Source organism: Paenibacillus sp. JQZ6Y-1 (genome assembly GCF_040719145.1).
GTDB lineage: Bacteria > Bacillota > Bacilli > Paenibacillales > Paenibacillaceae > Saccharibacillus > Saccharibacillus kandeliae.
The window spans coordinates 74590-94445 of record NZ_JBFDUZ010000003.1; the positions used below are offsets into that span (position 1 = coordinate 74590).

General features: G+C 48.0%; 16 protein-coding genes. 5 read left to right on the forward strand and 11 right to left on the reverse strand.

All coding sequences use genetic code 11. The features are described 5' to 3' along the window. Window positions 1-24: 24 nt before the first annotated feature. Window positions 25-414, forward strand: coding sequence for a tautomerase family protein (locus ABXR35_RS16610; protein WP_367062957.1), 390 nt, complete (start codon window positions 25-27; stop codon window positions 412-414). A 448-nt stretch (window positions 415-862) separates the two neighbouring features. Here ABXR35_RS16610 and iolI read toward each other — a convergent pair whose 3' ends face one another. The 7 genes from iolI to ABXR35_RS16645 form a co-directional block, all read right to left on the reverse strand. Continuing rightward, window positions 863-1714 carry a 2-keto-myo-inositol isomerase gene (iolI, locus tag ABXR35_RS16615; RefSeq protein ID WP_367063500.1) on the reverse strand — a complete coding sequence of 284 codons (852 nt, stop codon included), beginning with the start codon at window positions 1712-1714 and terminating at the stop codon, window positions 863-865. A 134-nt stretch (window positions 1715-1848) separates the two neighbouring features. Then, window positions 1849-2886, reverse strand: a complete 1038-nt coding sequence (gene iolG / locus ABXR35_RS16620) for a bifunctional inositol 2-dehydrogenase/D-chiro-inositol 1-dehydrogenase (RefSeq protein WP_367062959.1) — start codon at window positions 2884-2886, stop codon at window positions 1849-1851. Window positions 2887-2954: 68 nt separating this feature from the next. Beyond that, a complete protein-coding gene (locus ABXR35_RS16625; RefSeq protein WP_367062961.1) occupies window positions 2955-4391 on the reverse strand; it encodes a sugar porter family MFS transporter in 1437 nt (478 codons plus the stop codon). Continuing rightward, the gene (gene iolE / locus ABXR35_RS16630) at window positions 4381-5307 is read right to left on the reverse strand and encodes a myo-inosose-2 dehydratase (protein WP_367062963.1); all 927 of its coding nucleotides are present in this window, start codon (window positions 5305-5307) and stop codon (window positions 4381-4383) included. Before iolE ends, ABXR35_RS16625 begins: the two co-directional genes overlap by 11 nt. A gap of 311 nt (window positions 5308-5618) precedes the next feature. Next, window positions 5619-6920 (reverse strand): MFS transporter, encoded by a 1302-nt coding sequence (locus ABXR35_RS16635; RefSeq protein WP_367062965.1) that lies wholly within the window; start codon window positions 6918-6920, stop codon window positions 5619-5621. Window positions 6921-7257: 337 nt separating this feature from the next. Continuing rightward, complete coding sequence (locus ABXR35_RS16640; RefSeq protein WP_367062967.1) at window positions 7258-8628, reverse strand: Nramp family divalent metal transporter; 1371 nt, start codon at window positions 8626-8628, stop codon at window positions 7258-7260. Between the two features lie 548 nt (window positions 8629-9176). Continuing rightward, on the reverse strand, window positions 9177-10301 hold the full coding sequence (locus tag ABXR35_RS16645; RefSeq protein ID WP_367062969.1) for an NAD(P)/FAD-dependent oxidoreductase: 1125 nt from the start codon (window positions 10299-10301) through the stop codon (window positions 9177-9179). Between the two features lie 300 nt (window positions 10302-10601). On the opposite strand from ABXR35_RS16645, the gene psiE reads away from it, so the two are divergent. Beyond that, on the forward strand, window positions 10602-11030 hold the full coding sequence (psiE, locus tag ABXR35_RS16650; protein WP_436669382.1) for a phosphate-starvation-inducible protein PsiE: 429 nt from the start codon (window positions 10602-10604) through the stop codon (window positions 11028-11030). A gap of 96 nt (window positions 11031-11126) precedes the next feature. Here the strand turns inward: psiE and ABXR35_RS16655 are convergent, their stop codons facing one another. Beyond that, window positions 11127-12014, reverse strand: a complete 888-nt coding sequence (locus ABXR35_RS16655; RefSeq protein ID WP_367062971.1) for a fumarylacetoacetate hydrolase family protein — start codon at window positions 12012-12014, stop codon at window positions 11127-11129. A gap of 321 nt (window positions 12015-12335) precedes the next feature. Here ABXR35_RS16655 and ABXR35_RS16660 point away from each other — a divergent pair, with 321 nt between their 5' ends. Next, window positions 12336-13694 carry a dipeptidase gene (locus ABXR35_RS16660; RefSeq protein ID WP_367062973.1) on the forward strand — a complete coding sequence of 453 codons (1359 nt, stop codon included), beginning with the start codon at window positions 12336-12338 and terminating at the stop codon, window positions 13692-13694. A gap of 155 nt (window positions 13695-13849) precedes the next feature. On the opposite strand, the gene ABXR35_RS16665 is transcribed toward ABXR35_RS16660, so the two are convergent. From ABXR35_RS16665 to ABXR35_RS16675, 3 genes are all read right to left on the reverse strand, one after another. Then, window positions 13850-15085 carry a MalY/PatB family protein gene (locus ABXR35_RS16665; RefSeq protein WP_367062975.1) on the reverse strand — a complete coding sequence of 412 codons (1236 nt, stop codon included), beginning with the start codon at window positions 15083-15085 and terminating at the stop codon, window positions 13850-13852. Window positions 15086-15459: 374 nt separating this feature from the next. Next, entirely contained in the window at window positions 15460-16098 is a 639-nt protein-coding gene (pgmB, locus tag ABXR35_RS16670) for a beta-phosphoglucomutase (protein WP_367062977.1), read from the reverse strand. Between the two features lie 256 nt (window positions 16099-16354). Further along, the gene (locus ABXR35_RS16675; RefSeq protein WP_367062979.1) at window positions 16355-17227 is read right to left on the reverse strand and encodes an IucA/IucC family C-terminal-domain containing protein; all 873 of its coding nucleotides are present in this window, start codon (window positions 17225-17227) and stop codon (window positions 16355-16357) included. Window positions 17228-17462: 235 nt separating this feature from the next. Here ABXR35_RS16675 and efeO point away from each other — a divergent pair, with 235 nt between their 5' ends. Together efeO and efeB are read left to right on the forward strand one after the other, a co-directional pair. Beyond that, window positions 17463-18374 carry an iron uptake system protein EfeO gene (efeO, locus tag ABXR35_RS16680; protein ID WP_367062981.1) on the forward strand — a complete coding sequence of 304 codons (912 nt, stop codon included), beginning with the start codon at window positions 17463-17465 and terminating at the stop codon, window positions 18372-18374. A gap of 2 nt (window positions 18375-18376) precedes the next feature. Next, window positions 18377-19780: an iron uptake transporter deferrochelatase/peroxidase subunit gene (gene efeB, locus ABXR35_RS16685; RefSeq protein ID WP_436669383.1), complete on the forward strand. Its 1404-nt coding sequence runs from the start codon at window positions 18377-18379 to the stop codon at window positions 19778-19780. Window positions 19781-19856 lie beyond the last annotated feature (76 nt).

Genomic DNA, 19856 nt, shown 5'->3' on the forward strand with positions numbered 1-19856 from the left:
TTCATTATTCAGGAGGAATTATATATGCCATTATTACGTTTTGATGTGATAGAAGGACGAAGCCCAGAGCAGCTTCAAGTGCTGCTGGACACTGCTCATTATGCAATGGTGGAAGCGTTTACTGTTCCAGCATCCGACCGTTATCAAATTGTCAGCCAGCATCCAGCGCATGAATTGGTGATACAGGATACAGGGCTTGGCTTCACACGTACGAAGGATGTTGTCGTACTGACGATTACTAGCAAGCAGCGCACACCAGAGCAAAAACAAAAGCTGTACGCACTGCTGGCGGAACGTCTGGAACAACACTGCGGCATCGCGCCAACGGATCTGATGGTATCGATTGTGGAGAACGGCGATGCAGATTGGAGCTTTGGTCAAGGACGTGCCCAGTTCCTCACGGGCGAGTTGTAAGCTTGGTATGAATATTGTGTGGGAGTATGCGCCCTTTGTGCTTCATCATTATATGATTAGCAGGATCATATGATGAACATGATCATGTGATGCGTTGGCTTCATTACTCTGTTCTCGATAGCAACTAATATGCGATGGCGCTGATGCTCTTTTCCAGTTAATCACTGTAAACGATCCAGCACCCTAATATGATGCTTGCTCTATCTCGGATGCTGACGATAGAGCAAGCGTTTTTGTTCGGTGTTTTGTTTGGATTTGTTGTACATCCAACATCAATAACCCGGATGCAGTTACACATCCGGGTAATCTCGCTATGCGTGAAGCAATCTAGCCATACCTAGCTGTATAAAATATCTAGATCCTATGCTAGCTAGTGCCTCCTACCATTGTCTATCTCTTCATTACCTGTGTTTACCTGTCTCTTCGAGAGCTAATTTTACCTCCTCATTCAGCGGACAGCTTGACTCGTAGGGTAATGGCGGGAAATGACCGACAGCGTCGTTTCCTTCGCGGTACGAATCGTTTCCTCGGCACTGAGCTTGTAATATTCGGGACGAAATAGCTCCACCGATACCGCACCATCGTAGCCTTTTCGTTTCAATGTAGACAAAATAAAGTCCAGATCAATCGCACCTTGCCCCGGCCACACACGATCTTCATCCGTCAGAAAGCCGATGGGGAAATCCTCCGTATCGTCGATATGCAAAATAAAGATCTTCGACACATCTGCCTGCTCTAGATCTTCACGCTTGGAACCCATCGCATGAAAATGGAAGCAGTCCAGCACCAGACCTACATTGTCGCGGTCAACTGCCTGCACAATATCATATGCCTGACCGAATGTATTGACTGTGCATTGTGGATGTCCCACATACTCCAGCGCAATACCGATACCGTATGGCTTCGCCAGATCAGACAACTCGCGCAGCACCTGTACACTGCTCTCACGAATGTCTGCTTTGAGGAATTTTTGCTCTGTTACTAGCGGTACGGCAACAATATACTGCACGCCCAGCTTGCTGCCTTTTTCCAGCATATCGACAAATTCATTGCGAATCTCAGCATACTCCGCTTCTGAACGATTGTTGAAGAACACCAGCGCATTGAATGCCAGCGGCTTGATATGATGGGTGTCAAAATAATGGATCAAATCCTCTAGCGTATGATCCTGTAGATATTCTGGCAGCTTATCCATCGTGCGAATCTCAATATAGTCATAGCCATACTGCTCACAAAGATCCAGATCAGTGACTAGATTGGAGTTCTCTAGTGTCGTTGCCTGATTAAAGCAAAGCTTCATCATTGACTCTCCTCTCGCTACCTCTATGCTTGGTATATTCTACGTCCGTATCGCCCTATACAGAAAAGCAGGAATATCGCATCTCCATCAACGGCACTCTGCCCCATCCCTGCCATATCAGTCGTTCTTCACATTCAGACACTATACAGCGGAGCCGCACCGCCATAAAATTCCGGTGTTGGTCCCAGATCAATATGTTCTTCCTGACCGGATTCCTGAGCACGCACGCAGGCATCTGCAGTTACGGCAGCGATATAGCCATCCCACGATGTTGGACCTTGCGGCTCGCCACCCTTGCTAACATGATCAATAAAGTCCTGTAGCTCGCGGTCATACGCATCAATGAAGCGATCTTTCCAATCGGTCAGCAGCGCTACACCAAGCTGGGCATTTTTACGGTAGGTGATGTTTGCGACTTCAGGCAGACGTACAATGCCTTCTTCGCCGATAATTTCACATTGAATATCGTATCCATATTGGCAGTTCACGAATACTTCGGTCGTGATCAGAATGCCGCCTTTCGTTTCCAGCGTAACGACCTGCGGATCGCGCAGATGGCTAGAAGCGTTGCGGCTCTTTTTCGGAAAGGATACCCGCACCGATGCATAATCATCATTCACAAGCCAGTGCAATACATCAATCTCGTGTATAAGGGTATCCGTTATCGCCATATCGGTCGTATACGCCTCATTCACTTCCGCATTGCGGTGTGCACAGCGAATCATCAGTGGCTCCCCGATAAAACGCTCATCTACCGCACGCTTCAATTGCTGGTAACCGCTATCATAACGACGCATAAAGCCAACTTGTACCAGACGTTTCCCGTGAGCGATCTCGGCATCGACGATTTCGCGGCAGCCTGCCGCTGTGGTTGCCAGTGGTTTTTCGCAAAATACGTATTTGCCCGCAGCGATCCCTGCCATAACACTTTGTTGATGCGCAGGTCCCCAGCTGGTTACCAGAATGGCATCCACATCGTCTGCAGCGATCAGCGATACATCATCTGGATAAACTTTGGCATTCAAATGATAATTATCAACAGCAGCTTGGGCTGCATCTGCGTTCACATCGGTTACAGCGACGATCTCGCCACTACTCAAATTGTTGGTGATCCGTCGAATATGCTCACGTCCGATTGCTCCTGTACCAATAACTCCAATACGTAATGTCATATGAATGACCTCCTGAATATGGGATATAGGGTTAGCTTGAAAAGGCGATGCGCCGATGAGTAATGAATTTACTGTTTCGTTGTGACAGGCTGTGCGGTATACGCCTGATCTTCGGATGTAGCGTTAGAATAATGATCGCGGAAGCTCTGTTCCAGCTCTTCCAGCGACAGACCTCTCGTTTCAGGCAAGCATACTTTAACAAAGGTAATAGCCAATAGACCGAGCGCCGCGAAAATATAAAACGTTGCAGACAATCCGATACCACTTAGCAATACTGGGAATAACAGACCGACCATAAAGTTGACCATCCAGAGGACCAGTACAGTAAAGCCCATCCCCAATCCACGTAGTCGTTGTGGGAAGATCTCCGACAGCATCAACCAAGTAACAGGAGAAATCGCTCCCTGTTGAAAGGTTAGGAATAGCACAGTTAACGTCAATACCGCATATGGCAACGCCGGATTTCCTTGCAAGAAAGCGGATACAATAGCAATCAGAAGTAACGAAGTGGTCGTACCGATCAGCCCCGTGATCAGCATCGGTCGACGACCAACGCGACCAAGCAACCAAATCCCGACAATCGTCGCAAGTACAGAGATTGCACCGTTGGCGATATTGCCGATCAGCGCCGCTTTCGTTTCAAATCCAGCATCTTTCAGAATCTCCGTACCATAATACATGATCGAGTTCACACCGGTAATTTGCTGCACAATGGCGATCCCGATACCAATCCAGACGATCCGGCGAATCCATGGCGTGGCTAGATCCTTAAAGGTAGCTTTGTCCATGTGTGCTTCTTTTTGCACATTGTCCTGAATGTCTTTCCATTCCTTTTGTGCATCTTCATGGCTACGGATTTTTTGTAGTACTTGCAGCGCCTCATCGTTCCGATTGCGACTAATGAGCCAGCGTGGACTTTCTGGCTGACGCAGCATGCCGAAGAACAACAGCAGTGCAGGCAAGGCGGCGATGATCAGCATATATCGCCATACATGCGCAATTTCACCCATCATCGTACCGAGAATCGCATTGATTACGAAGGCAGCCAGTTGACCGCTAACGATCATCAGCTCATTCTGGGTGACGATTCGCCCCCGCCGATCCGCGGGCGCCATTTCCGCCAGAAACGAAGGCACTGTAACCGACGCGCCACCGACCGCGATACCCAGTAAAAAGCGAGCAGTTACCATAATCGTGACATTCGGTGCCAGTGTACAACCGACAGTAGCAAAGAAAAACAGAATCGACAAGTACAAAATATTTTGACGACGTCCCGCATAATCAGACAATCTGCCGCCAAACACCGCACCCAGCGCCGCACCCAGCAGCAAGGAACTAGCGACTACGCCCTGCGTAAACGGTGTCAAATTCAGTTGATCAGCAGCAGACATATACGGCAATGCGCCATTGATGACACCGGTATCGTAACCGAATAATAAACCGCCTAGCGTTGAGATAATGATGATTTTGCCAAGAGCCGCTTTATGCGCCGTTTCACTTTGCATAGGATTCATCTCCTTTTGGCTGCTGTTGCCGTGTAAGCAATGTTTCATCAATATACTTGCGTGCCATCAATGCGTATTCCAACGGGTGTGCCACATCAGGGTCCTGTTCTGCTTCTACAACGATCCAGCCGCTATACTTCTGCTGAATTAGAAAATCATATACCTCACGAAAATCAATACAGCCATCACCCGGAACCGTGAACATGCCACCAAGGAAGCAATCACGAAACGACTTGCCCTGATTCCGGCAATCACTCAAAATGTCGATTCGCGCATCCTTAAAATGCACATGACGGATACGCGCCATATGCTTACGCAGCACAAGCATATACTCACCATCGGATACATACATATGACCGGTATCATATAGCAAATGCACATACGCCGGATCTGTACCATCCATCAGACGATCAATCTCGTCCGCCGTTTGCACCCCTGTACCCATATGATGATGAAACACGAGCAGCAACCCATATTCCTCGGCGATTGCACCCAACTGATTCAATCCGCTACATAGCAGCTGCCATTCCTGATTATTGAAGTATGGCTTGTCGGCGAATACATTGCGATCCAATCCCTGCACACTGTACGTTTGCTCCGACACCACAATCACTTGGGCATGTACCTGCTGCAAATACTCACATTGAAGACGGAATGCCTTCTCCACCTGCTCCAAACCATCGCGGATCAGGAAGCTGCTAAACCATTGACCAGCAATACGCAGCTTACGCAATGTTAATTCACGATTCAAAATATCCGGCTTCGGAAAAAATCCCCCTACCTCGGTACCTTGAAAGCCAGCCACAACAATGTCGCTCAGCAGATGCTGCAATGTATTCCCTGCCCCAATTTCCGGTATATCATCGTTACGCCAACCGATGGGTGCAATGCCCCAATCAATAACCTTCGCTGTCATACATGGCCTCCTCATCTATACAGATGGTGAATTAATGATCAACTTTTGATTACTATATGATTAGATATTATTATTAAAAGCGCTTTCAGTCAATCTCATTTTAAATATTTTTCATTCCTGTTCCATAAAACACATATTTGGAACTATATTATGAAAATATACGCGAAAAAGTTATGACTATCTACTTATGTTAATGAGTATATATTGAGTAACTTCATCAAAACTATGTATACATCTATGATTCGTACTAAAAAAGCCACTCTGCATTATGCAGAGTGGCTGTGTGTTATTTTTCTATGCTAGTTCAGACCTTACGATTGTTGAACTTCTGCGCCCCCATGAGTAGTGGACGTGCCAGCTGTGGTTGGTAGAGCGGCATGCTTCTCTTTTACATATATAACGTAGAGCGCCAAACTAAACAGTGCAATGCTCACCATCAACCATTGTACATACGATGGTGCGTACGTATCCAGCATATGACCCGCAGTGACGGAGAACAATCCGCCGCCGACTGCCGATCCTGCCATAAGAAGACTTGTATTGCGCGCGATATTACGCGGCATCAGCTGTTTAGCATATACAAGAGTAACAACGAACAGTCCAGACAATGTTAGTCCGAGCAATACGATCAATACATACGATAATGCTACACTGCGATTTACTGCGAACAATGCCAGCAGCACCATCATGCCTGTCCAGTGGATAAATAAATATTTACGATACCCGAGCTTCTCCGCTTCATATCCGGCAAACATCCGTCCGATGACCATTGCTGCCCAAAAGACCGTCACACTAAATGGCGCCGTGCTATCATCCGCTAGACCATTAACAAGCATCAGCGATGGCAAGTAGTGAACCAGACCAATATCGGTTGCACCATACAAGAAGAACAATACGATAAAGGCTGGCAGCAGCAGACTGCCGCGTACCATCATGCGACTGCGTGTTGCAGATGGATGATTCGTTGCTGCCGCAGCAACGACTGCTCCGAGCGGACCAGAAGAGGCTGCACCCGTTGTCACCGCCGCTGGTACATGCTGCTTATGCGCAGGTAAGAACAATGTCTCCACTTCACGGAACTTCATTATACGCAGGAAGATGGATAGAATGATCGCATACACAGCAATGCCGAACAGCGCGTAATTCCACATGCCTGAAGTGATCAGAATACCAATCGCCAGCGGCAACAGCAGACTACCAATGCCAAACGCAATCTCCAGACGACTCATCGCAATCGCCGCATTCGATTTGAGACCTTCCAAAATAACCGCGCCAACCACGGTATCAATAATCCCACCAAGAAAGCCGACCAAACCAATCGCTACTAGCAATATCGACCACGATGGCAGAAAGGCAACAATCGTATAACAGATGGCGATTCCCCATGCGCCGATATGCAGCATCGTCTTTTTGGACATACGGTTTGCCAGCCAAGGCTGGATGAGCATCCCGATAATAGAAGCTCCAAATTCTACAAAAATGAGCGTTCCTGCGTCCGTGTACGCTTTGCCGTACATGGGCAACAATACGGTCAAAATGGATGCTACCGTTACTTTCACAAACCCCATCATCAGATAAAACAAACTGCCCATCAATACGAGCCTTTTCAACACGCTCACTTCCTTTCGCTATGCACGATCATCTTGCCTATATATGTTGTCATGCTGAATAGTTATCGTATTCGTTTGGTTATATATCGTATTTCCATTCCACTCGTCGAGACGATTATACTGGTTTTTTGCTGAAAATAAAGTGTTTTTTCAACATTCTTCAAATTTTCACTTTACGCTATATGTTTACCATATCGCCGCGGACGAAAATACTTATAACAGAGGTATTTGTTTTCAATGATGAAAACCAGAAAACGTCAGAAAACAAAGCAGGCTATCCAGTGAATGAGACACTCACGGATAGCCTGTGGATCTGTTGATCAGTTATTCATGTGTTAGATTAGCCCAGTTGTTGTCCAGTAAGGAACAGATAACCGATTAGGAATAGGTTCAGCGCGACAATGATCCCAGTCGCGATCCAAGCTACCAATTTGGTAGTTGAGGAGTTGGCGAAGTTGCCCATTTTACGCTTGTCACTCGTAAACAACACCAGCGGAATCACCGCAAAAGGCAGTTGCAGACTGAGTACAACCTGACTCCACAGCAATAAATCGCCTGTCCCGCGTGAGCCGTACAACCACGTCACGATAAAGGCAGGTACTACCGCCAACAAACGCGTAATAATCCGGCGCAATACAGGCGAGATACGCAATCGTACAAAGCCCTCCATAACGATCTGTCCAGCCAATGTGCCTGTAATGGTCGAGTTCTGACCCGAAGCCAGCAACGCTACCGCGAACAATGTGCTAGCAATCCCTACACCGACGGTTGGACTGAGCAGCTCATATGCTGCTTCAATCTCGGTCACCTGCAATCCATTCCCATGAAACGCTGCTGCTCCTAGGATGAGAATCGCCGAGTTGATCAGAAAGGCAACGGTTAGCGACATAACTGAATCGAGGCGGGCAAATTTCACTGCTTCCTTTTTCCCTTCCTGATCGCGTTTGTATTGACGCGATTGGATGATCGAGGAATGCAGATATAGATTATGCGGCATTACCGTTGCGCCAAGAATACCAAGAGCGACGAACAGCATTTGCGAATTCGTTACAATCTCCAGCTTCGGTACATAACCGCCGAATAGTGCAGCCACATCAGGATGAGCGGCAACCATTTCAAAACCAAAGATAATAAAGATCGTCGCCATCAGTACGATAACGATGGATTCGATAATACGAAATCCTTTTTTCTGCAATAACAACAGCAATAGAACGTCAAAGGTGGTGATCAGAATGCCCCATAGCAACGGAATGCCGAACAGCAGATTCAATGCAATCGCTGAACCAATGACTTCCGCTAGATCGGTGGCGATGATTGCCAGTTCGGTCAATATCCATAGGAAGACAGCTGTCTTTTTGCTCGTCGCATCGCGGGTTGCCTGTGCCAAGTCCTTGCCAGTGACGATGCCCAGCTTGGCAGCCAGACTTTGTAGCAGCATAGCGACTAGACTCGATATGAGTACGACCGATAGCAGTGTATAGCCGAACCGCGAACCACCAGCAATCGAGGTCGCCCAGTTCCCCGGATCGACATAACCAACCGCGACCAGCGCGCCCGGTCCGGCAAAAGCGAAAAATTTGCGCCAGAAGCCTGCATTGTGCGGGATTTTGACCGTATTATTGACTTCCTCTAGGCTGATCGACGACGTGCTACGTAGCCAGCCGTTCTTTTTCACTCCAGATGAAGGCTCCAGTTCCACTTCAGTATCCATATGCTCTCCCTCTTTTCTCTATATGTTCTTTGGAAACTCTTTGTATAATGATGTTGCTATTATGGTGTTGGGGATGAATAGGTATGTCGATCAATGAACATGAGATGGATCAAAATAGACATACCGTTTGCTTCTGACCATATTTTGCATCAGGGAAACATATTTGTCAACGGGTAATTTTTATGGTTGCTGGCAATTTAGGAACAGGGAACGATTACGGAATTAGGCTCTATATCTCCTTTAACCGATTATCGCAATATGTATATATACGATTTGAAATAATGATAAAAAAACTGGACATGAATGTGGTGGTAGATAACACGTAGTACGCATTTATTGCTACAATTTCTTATCGGATGGTACAAATACATATACATTCGCATAGTCTATATACGGTCTCTATATGATTTATGTATGTGCTATATATTGTTGAATGTCGCTCTATACCCAGTATATATAGAAGAACTCCCCTGCGTACTGCAATATAAACGCAGTGCGTAGGAGAGTTTTTGGATTCAGCTCATTTTCGATATGCTAGTGACAACCGATCAGCCTAATGCTTTGGCTACCGCATAATCCTCCACCGGAATATCCGGTTCCACATCCAACACCAATTGGGAGAGCAAATAACCGACATACGGACCCATCGTGAGACCTGATGCGCCCAAACCGTTAGCAGCAAACAACCCTTGCCAGCCCGGAACTCTACCGAATACCGGCAAAAAGTCAGCCGTAAATGGACGGAACCCAACTCGCATTTCGGTAAACGTACTATCCGCCAGCTGCGGTGCCAGCTCCAATCCCTTGTTCAGTACCTCCTGCATCCCACCGGGGGTCACTCGTGTATCATAGCCCTGCACATCATTCTCATGCGTTGCCCCGATCACGATACGCTGCTGCTCAAAGGCAAGCAGATACTGATCATTTGGTGGAATCACCACAGGCCAAGTTCCGGTATCGTCGTCGCTATTGCATTGCACATGCATAATCTGTGCTTTTTGATAATGCATCTGAAAAGTTATGCCGCACGCAGCGAATAGCTGTGATGCCCATGCACCCGCACAGACTACAACCTCATCTGCTGCATAATGCGCTTCGTCTACCTTTACACCAGTCACCGTATGATCGTCATATACCAATTCTGCATCGCCGTATACAACATGCGCACCATTATTCTGCGCCGCACGCAGTAGCGCATCCCGCAGCAGCCTGCCATCGATACGCGCGGCGCCGCTCACATGCACCGCTTCATAGCCATGACCCAGCAATGGAAATTGCTGTCGTACCTCCTGTTCATCCAGCAGCGTAATCTCGCCGATCTCCGGCGCGCCATCTAGACGCTTTTGTGCGCGCTTCTGCATAGCAAGGATTTTATCATGATCATGGTGCAAACTAAGTGCGCCGACACGAGCATATCCAGTCTGATGCTCTCCATGCTGCGCCAGCTCGGCAATTAGACTGGGGTAAAATCGCGCCCCTCCGCTCGCTAATCGATACCATGACTGATTGCGCCGCTGTGATAACCAAGGGCAAATAATCCCGGCTGCCGCATCCGTTGCCTGCCCTACATCCTGCCGATCAATCAGCGTGACATGGGCATTTCCTTTGCTTAATTGATATGCTGTTGACGCGCCAAGAATACCGCCGCCAACCACAATGATAGATTTTGTCATCCTCTATTCCCCTCTGTCTTGCCTGTTGTTGAGTGTATGTACTGCATCCCACCATCAGGATCATGATCTTCTTTCCATTATACACAAACATCTTCATCTGCATGGACACACCAAAGACAAACGAATCCGCTACACTGTCACTGATTCGGAGTAGAGTTTGGAGTGCAGCATGGAGGTTGAATGCGCTGGATCGTAGCAGGGACGAATACCAAGTCACTCACCGCTGCCCACCCAACACATTCGGATCAGTATTAACTCCACTGACCGGGGAAGTATACTGAATATAAAGAGGGAAACGATATGAATATAAAACATAAATATGCCAAAATGAATATGAGTCACGTACCGATGATTTTGCAAATGATCTTGAATGTATGTCTGGTCGGAATGGCAGCTGTATTAAGTGCGCTGTTGATCTACGAAACGTGGACGATCTTTTCGCTATTCTTTTTGCATTCGGATAGTGATGTGAGCTATTACCAGTTTACAGATGAGCTATTGGTGTTCTTTTTGTACTTTGAATTTCTGGCGTTGATCATTAAGTATTTTGAAGCGCATTTTCATTTTCCGCTACGCTATTTTATCTATATTGGAATTACCGCGATTATTCGTCTGATCATTGTCGATCATGATGATGCAATGCAAACCTTCTGGTGGTCGCTGGCGATCATTGCGCTTACTGGCGCGCTATTTCTGTCCAATGCAAGAAAGTCCCACGGCGATCACTGATCACCGGGGACTTTTTGGTTTATTTCGATTACTTTGTGCTTTTACATATATCTACTTGGATATTCATCCTTGTAGAGAACACCGCACCACATTTTTTTATTTGCCGTCGACCACGCCATTACGCAGATGCTCCAGCAACAGCTGCCCCTTATCATCAAGAACGGAACAACCCACCGTATCGCCATCGCGCAGCACCACCGCACCCGGCGTCCCTGTCATAATCACATCGCCCGGCAACAGCGTCATCACCTGTGATAGAAACGAGACGATATACCACGGTTGGAATTTCATATGATTCGTTTGATTTTCATGTACCAACTCACCATTATGATGCGTCTGCACAGTCAACGACAATATATCCTGCACCTCATCTGGCGTAACCAATTGCGAACCGAATCCGAAAAAGGTATCAAAGCTTTTGGCGCGTGCCAAAAAGCGTGGATGCCGCGCATGAATGTCCGCTGCCGTTACATCAATCGCTGTACACAAGCCGGCGATATAGTCAGGCGCTTCTTCTTCCGTCACATGACGACAGGTTTTACCGATAATAAGAGCCAACTCGCCCTCTGCGGTGACCTTGTCCGATTGCGAAGGCAATTCGATCACATCCTCCGGTCCAATGATCGTCGTATCCGGCTTCATAAAGCTAACCGGTTCTTCCTCCGCATCACCCTGCTCTAGCTCCGCCAGATCCTGCACATAATTCATACCGATGCCCCAGATTTTGCGCGGATGACGATATAACGGTGCATGGACCACCTCTTCATCGGTCCAAGTAGGAAGCTGAGCCAGACGCTGCCGATATTCATCGTTCACAACCAGCTGTGCTAAATGTTCCAATTGCCCACTGGTGATCAGCTCAAAGACTCCCGTTTCCCATTGCTGATCCAGTGCTGCATTCACATCTTCCAGTAATATGTATGTTCCGTCGTGCATCCATGCCGCTTGCTCTTTACCGTTCACCTGAATCGTTGCTAGTCTCATATTCCGTCCTCCTGCTGCGATGTGAATGAATACTTTGCTCTCATTATAGTACAGTCGTGTTGAACAAATATAGAGATCGCGACCATTCCACTCATTCGGCATGAGGGGAGAGAAAGTTTTCGTGCATGATGTACAAATCGAGGTTCAAATGAGCCGATTCATCATCCCATTCTATAGATTCGTGTAGCTCCTGTACTTTTTTGTATTCGTGTTTTCGTCCAGTGGTTAAAAGTAGTACAATGGAATCCATGACGTTCAAAACGATTGTTATCGTATTGCATGGATCATTATGGATATGATCATTTGAGGAGGAAATACAACATGACCAATTATGCTACATATTTTCAAGAAAACCGTGAGCAGCATCTAGCGGAACTGAAAGAATGGTTGTCCATTCCAAGTATCTCTGCGCTGTCCGAACATAAACCGGATATGCAGAAGGCAGCACAATGGCTAGCAGACAAGCTGACCGCAGCCGGTCTAGAACATGTCAAAATCAATTCCACTGCGGGACATCCGATCGTGACAGCAGATCATCTGCATGCGCCTGGCAAACCAACGATTCTCGTCTACGGTCACTATGACGTACAGCCAGTCGATCCGCTGAATCTGTGGGAGACGCCTCCATTCGAACCAACCATTCGTGGTGAAAAGCTGTTCGCTCGTGGCGCAACCGATGACAAAGGTCAAGTATTCCTGCATGTCAAAGCCGTTGAAGCGATCCTCAAGCAGAACGGTCAATTGCCAGTGAATATCAAATTCTGCATCGAGGGTGAAGAGGAAATTTCCAGCGCCCATCTGCCAGCTTTCTTGGAAGAAAACCGTGAATACTTGGCAGCCGATGCGGTTCTCGTATCCGATACATCCCTGCTGGAACCGGGCAAACCGGCAATCAGCACAGGTCTGCGCGGTCTGTGCAGTCTGGAAGTATCCATTCAAACTGCCAATACCGATCTGCACTCCGGTTCTTTCGGCGGCGGCGTTCCGAACGCGCTGCATGCGATGGTGGAACTGCTGGCAACGCTGCATGACCGCGATGGCAAAGTACTGGTGGAAGGCTTCTACGACGACGTGATTCCATTGTCCGACGAGATGCGTGCCGAGTTTGAAAAACAAGGCTTTAACGAGCAAAAACTGCAAAACGATCTGGAACTGACTGCGCTGCACGGCGAGGAAGGTTATTCCTTTGTCGAGCGTATCGGTGCACGTCCAACACTGGAACTGAACGGCGTATACGGCGGATTCCAAGGCGAAGGCAGCAAAACGGTCATCCCGAAAGAAGCGCATGCCAAAATCACGTGCCGTCTCGTTGCTGACCAGAATCCACAGGATGTACTGGATAAAATCATTACCCATCTGGAAGCTGTAAAACCAAACGGTGCCAAGCTGATCATTCATCCGGGTGAAAAAGCTCGTGCCTTCAACATCGACCCATCCGGCGAACTGCTGCAAAAAGCAGCGGATGCGTACGCGACCGTTTACGGCACACGCGCCCTGTTCACTAAGGACGGCGGCTCGATCCCAATCGTGGAGGAGTTCTCCCGTGTGATCGCTCCAACGGTTGTACTGATGGGCTTCGGTCTGCCAGACGAAAACCTGCACGCACCGAACGAACACTTCAATCTGGAAAACTTCGACAAAGGTCTGCTGACCATCGTAGAATTCTTGAACCGCGTGTAAGATAGAAATGTAACGTTTAGCAAAAACACCTTACGATCACAGAGGGATACGGTTCCCTTTTCAGATCGTAAGGTGTTTTTTGCTAGTTTTTTGATGCACGAGTCTAGTACTTCATCTTCTTTATTTTTTGTTTATAGAGCAATGACATCCCATACTTATACAGGAACAGTATCAGATACTGCTTCCCCGTCAGTGGTTGTATGCGTAGTGCGTCTGCTGACCAGCGCACGATGCAGTCGCTCCATCGCTTCCTCTAGCAAACTGCGTGAACACGCCAGATTCATGCGCATAAAGCCTTCCCCATTCATGCCAAAGGCACGACCGTCGTTCAATGCAATACGAGCATCATCCAGCAGGAAGGAAACGAGATCCTTTTGCTCCATCTTCAATGAACGGAAATTGATCCACAGCAGATACGTCGCTTCTGGCAGATTCACCGACAACTCTGGCAAATGCTCGCCAATGTACTGCTGCACATACTGCATATTGCTGCGGATGTATGCCATACATTGCTCCAGCCATTCCTGCCCGCCACGATACGCCGCTTCAGTCGCCACTGCGCCAAACTGACTGATGCTGCCAACACCAAAGTTATTTACTTTTAACGCGAACGCATCGCGAAGCTCTTTATTCGGGATGATGATGTTGGACGTATTCAATCCCGCAATATTGAACGTTTTACTCGGCGCTGTACAGATAATACTGCGGTTACGTGCCGATTCAGACAGCATCGCGTATGGAATATGACGATTCGGTTCATGTACCAGATCGCCATGAATCTCGTCGGATACAACAATGATATTATATTTGCTACACAGCGCTTCGAGACGTTCCATCTCATCGCGTGTCCACACTCTGCCAATTGGATTATGCGGGCTACACAGAATAAACAGCTTCACACTCTCATCCAGCGTACGCTCCAGATGGTCAAAATCCATCTCGTACTGACCGTTATCCAATTGCTTCAACGGGCTTGTCACGACTTCACGACCATGCCCAGTCACAACGCTGTAAAAAGGCGGATACACTGGCGTTTGAATCATAACTTTATCACCATGATCCGTAAACGTCTGAACAGCAAAGTTCAGTGCAGCTACGACGCCGGGTGTGAATACGACCCATTCGTCTTCAATCTGCCAGCCATGCTTATGCTGCATCCAGTTTTTCAATGCTTCATGGTAGCTAGTGGATTTGAAGGAATAGCCGATAACACCATGTTCGGCGCTATTTTGCAGTGCTTGCTGTATAGGCTGCGCAATTGCATAATCCATGTCTGCGACCCATAATGGCAGCACATCTTCCGTGCCAAATATATGATGCAGCAAGTCCCATTTCTCTGAATTGGTGCCTTTTCGTTGCGGCGGGTGATCAAAATGCGGGGTGTAATCCATACGTGTAGCCTCCACTTCGGCGGCAGCGCTATCTGTGTATACGCGCTGATACGCCCTATATTTGCTATGACTCATTTTGGGAGCGGGTGTCGGGTGGTTGGTGTGAGAATCATGAGGGGATTCCGGGTCTTTATACCAAAACGAAATCAAGATTATGTTTATCATAACACGTTTGATAGGGAGGGCAAGCCTGATTAAACCTACTGATTTACTGGTTTTCTGTTGCTATCCGTTGATTGTTCCCTGTACTATCGATTCATGGCATGAATAAAAAGACAGCCTATTCCGGCAACTGAAATGTTGAAGGAAATAGGCTGTCTTTTTGTTAGCAAATGCTACGTCTCACATTGTATTTGCAATATATGAGTATGATATCAGATCAAATCAAGAATCTCGTCGACGCGCTCTAGGCGGTAGTCGGCATCTTGGGAGTGGAGACCAGCGTCGCCTACGGCAGCTACGTTCATGCCTCCAGCGATGGCAGCTTGGACACCAGCTTCGGCATCTTCGACGACAAGGCATTCTTCAGGTGCAGTGTCCAGACGTTCGGCTGCTAGCAGGAATACCTCGGGATCGGGCTTACTGCGGGTAATGTCATTGCCGTCAGCAACAGCGTCAAACGCTTTGGACAGACCGATTTGCTCCAGAATGGTCGGTGTGTTTTTGCTAGAAGAGCCGATAGCGATTTTGACTTTGCGCTTTTTCAGCTCGTCGATCGTTTCTTTTGCACCGGGCAGCAGGTCTTTGGGACTCAGTTCGTGCAGGGACTCGCGGTAAAATTCATTTTTCCGTTCCGCCAGCTTTTGCTTTTCTTCCGGTGTATACGTACGGGTCGCCTGTTCCAGAATGATGTCCAGACTTTCCATTCGGCTCACGCCGCGCAGACGGTTGTTGATCGTCTCGTTAAATGGAATGCCTTCCTCATCGCTGATTTTTTTCCAAGCCTTGTAGTGAAATTGGTCGGTCGATACGATAACTCCATCCAGGTCAAAAATAACGGCTTTGATCGTCATGATTGCTTCCTCCTCTATGGCTGGCAAGTGTACATCTTCTCTGATTCATGGTGTCAATAGTAGCAATTGACCGGGCAACAGAATATGCCGTACAGTCCATGATGTTCTCAGCTATTTATAAACACAAACCGCTTACCTGTACCTATTCAGCCAAAAAAACTTTAACATCTAACCACCCAATAGATCGGTAATCCTGCGAGTAGCCCTATTGTTTTGAGGCTAATGTTAACTCGATTCCTCTTGCATAATGATTGGGTTAGGCTTCGCGTTTCGGGCATACCGAGCAGTAGGCAGCATCGTCGGCAGATTGATAATACAGACAGCAGGTTTGCCGCACGCGACGCGGCGTATCCGATCCTGGTAGCGGACGCTTCGGTGTATGGAAGCGAGATACGGGATTCCAGCGTTCACCGAACAGTGAAGCAGCGGCATTGCCTGTGAGATACGTAAAATCCTCGTCAATCTGCTGCCGATGAGAATCGTATGCCGGATCGGACAGCATCGTTTCGTATAGATAGTACACATAGATAGCGGTATTTTCCCATAAAATCGCTCGTGAGACGCCTGCGGCTTTGGACAAACTATCCCACACTGGCTGCAAATGATCTGCGAAAATCATATGTAGGTACGCATCGCGCTGCGCTTCGTTCCGTGGTGCTCGGTGTTGAGCATATTCTGGCGAATGTTTTTGCTCAGTCCCCTCCGCTGCACATAGATTCTGTGTGCTGCATCTAGCATCCGCATCGGGATACAGCAGCAATGCATCCTTCTCATGTACGCGCAGATGTGGCAGCCAGATGTCACCCTTATATATAGATTCAACGCGGCAATTGTTCGGTGTAACCCGCAGCCCTTTGCCAAACATCGTCATCGCATACAACGATGGCGCGACAATCATATAGCTGTAGCGTTTGGCGAACATGGATGCGATCAGCGGCAGAGAGTCGCTTTCGTAGATGTCCTGCAAGCTGTTCAGATAAGCAAGCGCCTTGTCCGGTACGAGCAAATCAGCGACATCGATACTATGAATATCATCTGCTGCTGGCTGATCGGTCATGCGCAAATCCTGTAGGAACGTCGTCCACTCCGCCTCACTCCAAACGGTAGATGACAATGATACATCGTTCATGAAGCCCCTCCTTTTTGTGTAAACGGATACTTGCCAGAAAGTATACCTGTTACCATCTGAGCTGTCCAATTTCAATATCATTCTGCCCTGCTATTACCATGATATACAACACGGTATATGTCGAGCAGACTACAGTCTTTTTTGACATAAATAATGATTGACGTTACAGGCGTTCCCCAGTATTATAAATACATTATTGAGAACGATTATCATTATTAAGGAGTGTTTATTTTTCATGAAAGCACGCTATACATTGCCGGCAACGTTGCTCTTATCTTCTGTGCTATTCGCAGCCTGCGGTAACCAGCAAACTGCCACTACAACGTCAAACAACGCAGCATCCAGCACTGCTTCGACAGAATCTGCCGCTACAACGACGGATACTTCTTCCTCAGCAGCAGGAAGCGAAGCTACTAAAGCTGATTTCTCTAGCGAAGTAGAACAATACCGTACGTATGCGATTTCGGAGATTGACGCATTTGTGACTCAAACCGAAGCATTCACCGATGCTGTCAAAGCAGGCAAACTGGATGAAGCCAAAACACTGTATGCACCTGCCCGTATGCACTATGAGCGCATCGAGCCGATTGCTGAAGCACTGGGCAATCTGGACCCGGACATTGATGCTCGCAAAGGCGATGTAGATGATAAAGAATGGCGTGGTTTCCACAAAATCGAACAGATTCTATGGGAAAACAAAACAACTGACGGTGCTAGCGAATATGCAGATCGTCTGCTGCAAGATGCCAAGCTGCTACGTGCCAAAGTCGAAACAGTGAATATCGATGCCAGCCTGCTCGTAACTGGTGCGGTTGAGCTGCTGAATGAAGTATCGTCCTCTAAAGTAACCGGTGAGGAAGAACGCTATTCCCGCACGGACCTATACGATTTTGTCGCTAACGTAGAAGGCGCACAAAAAATCTATGAAATCCTCAAACCAAGTCTGGCTGCCAAAGACCCAGATCTGGAAAAACAAATCGGCGAGAAATTCGATGCGCTGAACAAGGAACTGGCTCCATTCGCAACAAAGGATGGCGGTTATGTTAGCTATGACAAGCTGACGAAAGAAGACATCCGTACTCTGAGTCAAAATCTGGATGCACTGGCTGAACCGTTATCACAGATGGGAACCATTCTGGGAGTATAATCATGAGCAATCATCATTCCTCCACACCACCATCTGACGGACAGCAGAATCAGCAGCAGCAACCAGCAGTACAGCCGGAAGCTGCAACAACACCTACCAATGAATCTCAATCAAAGTCAGTCTTTACCAAACCTGTAAGCCGCCGCGATATGCTGCGGCTTGCTGGCGCGTCTGGCGTTGGTCTGCTACTAGGCAGCACCGGCGCTTTTGGACTGATGGCAGCGACTGGCGGCAGTTTACAGCCTGCCTACGATCAGCCCGGCAGTACAGAAAATGTAACGACCGGAACAGAAGGCGGCAGCGATCGATACGACTTTTATGGCAATCAACAAGCAGGCATCGTGACGCCAAGCCAGAACTTTATGTGCTTTGCTTCCTTTGATGTTACGGCAAGCGATGTAACCAGTCTAAAAGCAATGCTGCAAAAATGGACGGTCGCTTCGGCTTCTCTCATGACCGGACAATTACTGGATGGGCAAAATGAAAACGAGCATCTGCCGCCCGCAGACACTGGCGAAGCCGCAGGCTTATCACCATCCCGACTGACGATTACATTTGGCGCGGGACCGAGTTTGTTTGACAGCCGTTTCGGACTAGCGGGTAAAAAACCTGCTGGATTCGCTGACTTGCCCGCCTTTAATGGGGACAATCTGCAACCAGAATGGTGTGGCGGCGATCTGGCAGTACAGGTATGTGCGGACGATATGCAGGTTGCTTTTCATGCAATGCGCAATCTGATCCGCATCGCGCGCGGCGCGGCGGTATTACGCTGGAGTCAGGAAGGCTTTCAGCGCAGCACTACAGCCGATCCGAACAATGCCACCCCGCGCAATCTGATGGGCTTCAAGGATGGAACCGCCAATCCGAATATCAAGGATGCTGCGATGATGAACGAGGTCGTCTGGGTACAGCCGCAGGATAATGCAGGCTGGATGACCGGCGGCAGCTATATGGCGGTACGACGTATCCGTATGCGTATCGAAGTATGGGATCGCTCCAGTTTGGGCGATCAGGAACAGACCTTTGGACGATATCGTGTCAGTGGCGCTCCACTTGGTTCGCAGCATGAATTTGACCGAGGCGATATGAATGCCAAGGATACTTCTGGACAGCCGGTCATTCCGATGAATGCCCATATGCGAGTTGCGCGCGGCGACGGCACGATGCAGATTTTGCGACGTCCATATTCGTATTCCAGCGGTATGGATAAAGTGACTGGACAGCTAGATGCGGGACTGTTTTTCATTAGCTACCAGCGCAGTCTGGATAAGCAGTTTATTCCGATGCAAAAGCGTCTGTCCGAAATTGATGCGCTGAACGAATATACGCAGCATATCGGTAGTGCCACCTTCGCCTGCTTCCCCGGCGTACGTCAGGGCGGTTATATCGGAGATACGCTGCTATAAGCGTGGATACTTTGACTTACACTTGGACAGTTTGTTTTATCGTTGGATACATTCCTTATGGCGTGAACGGTTGGTT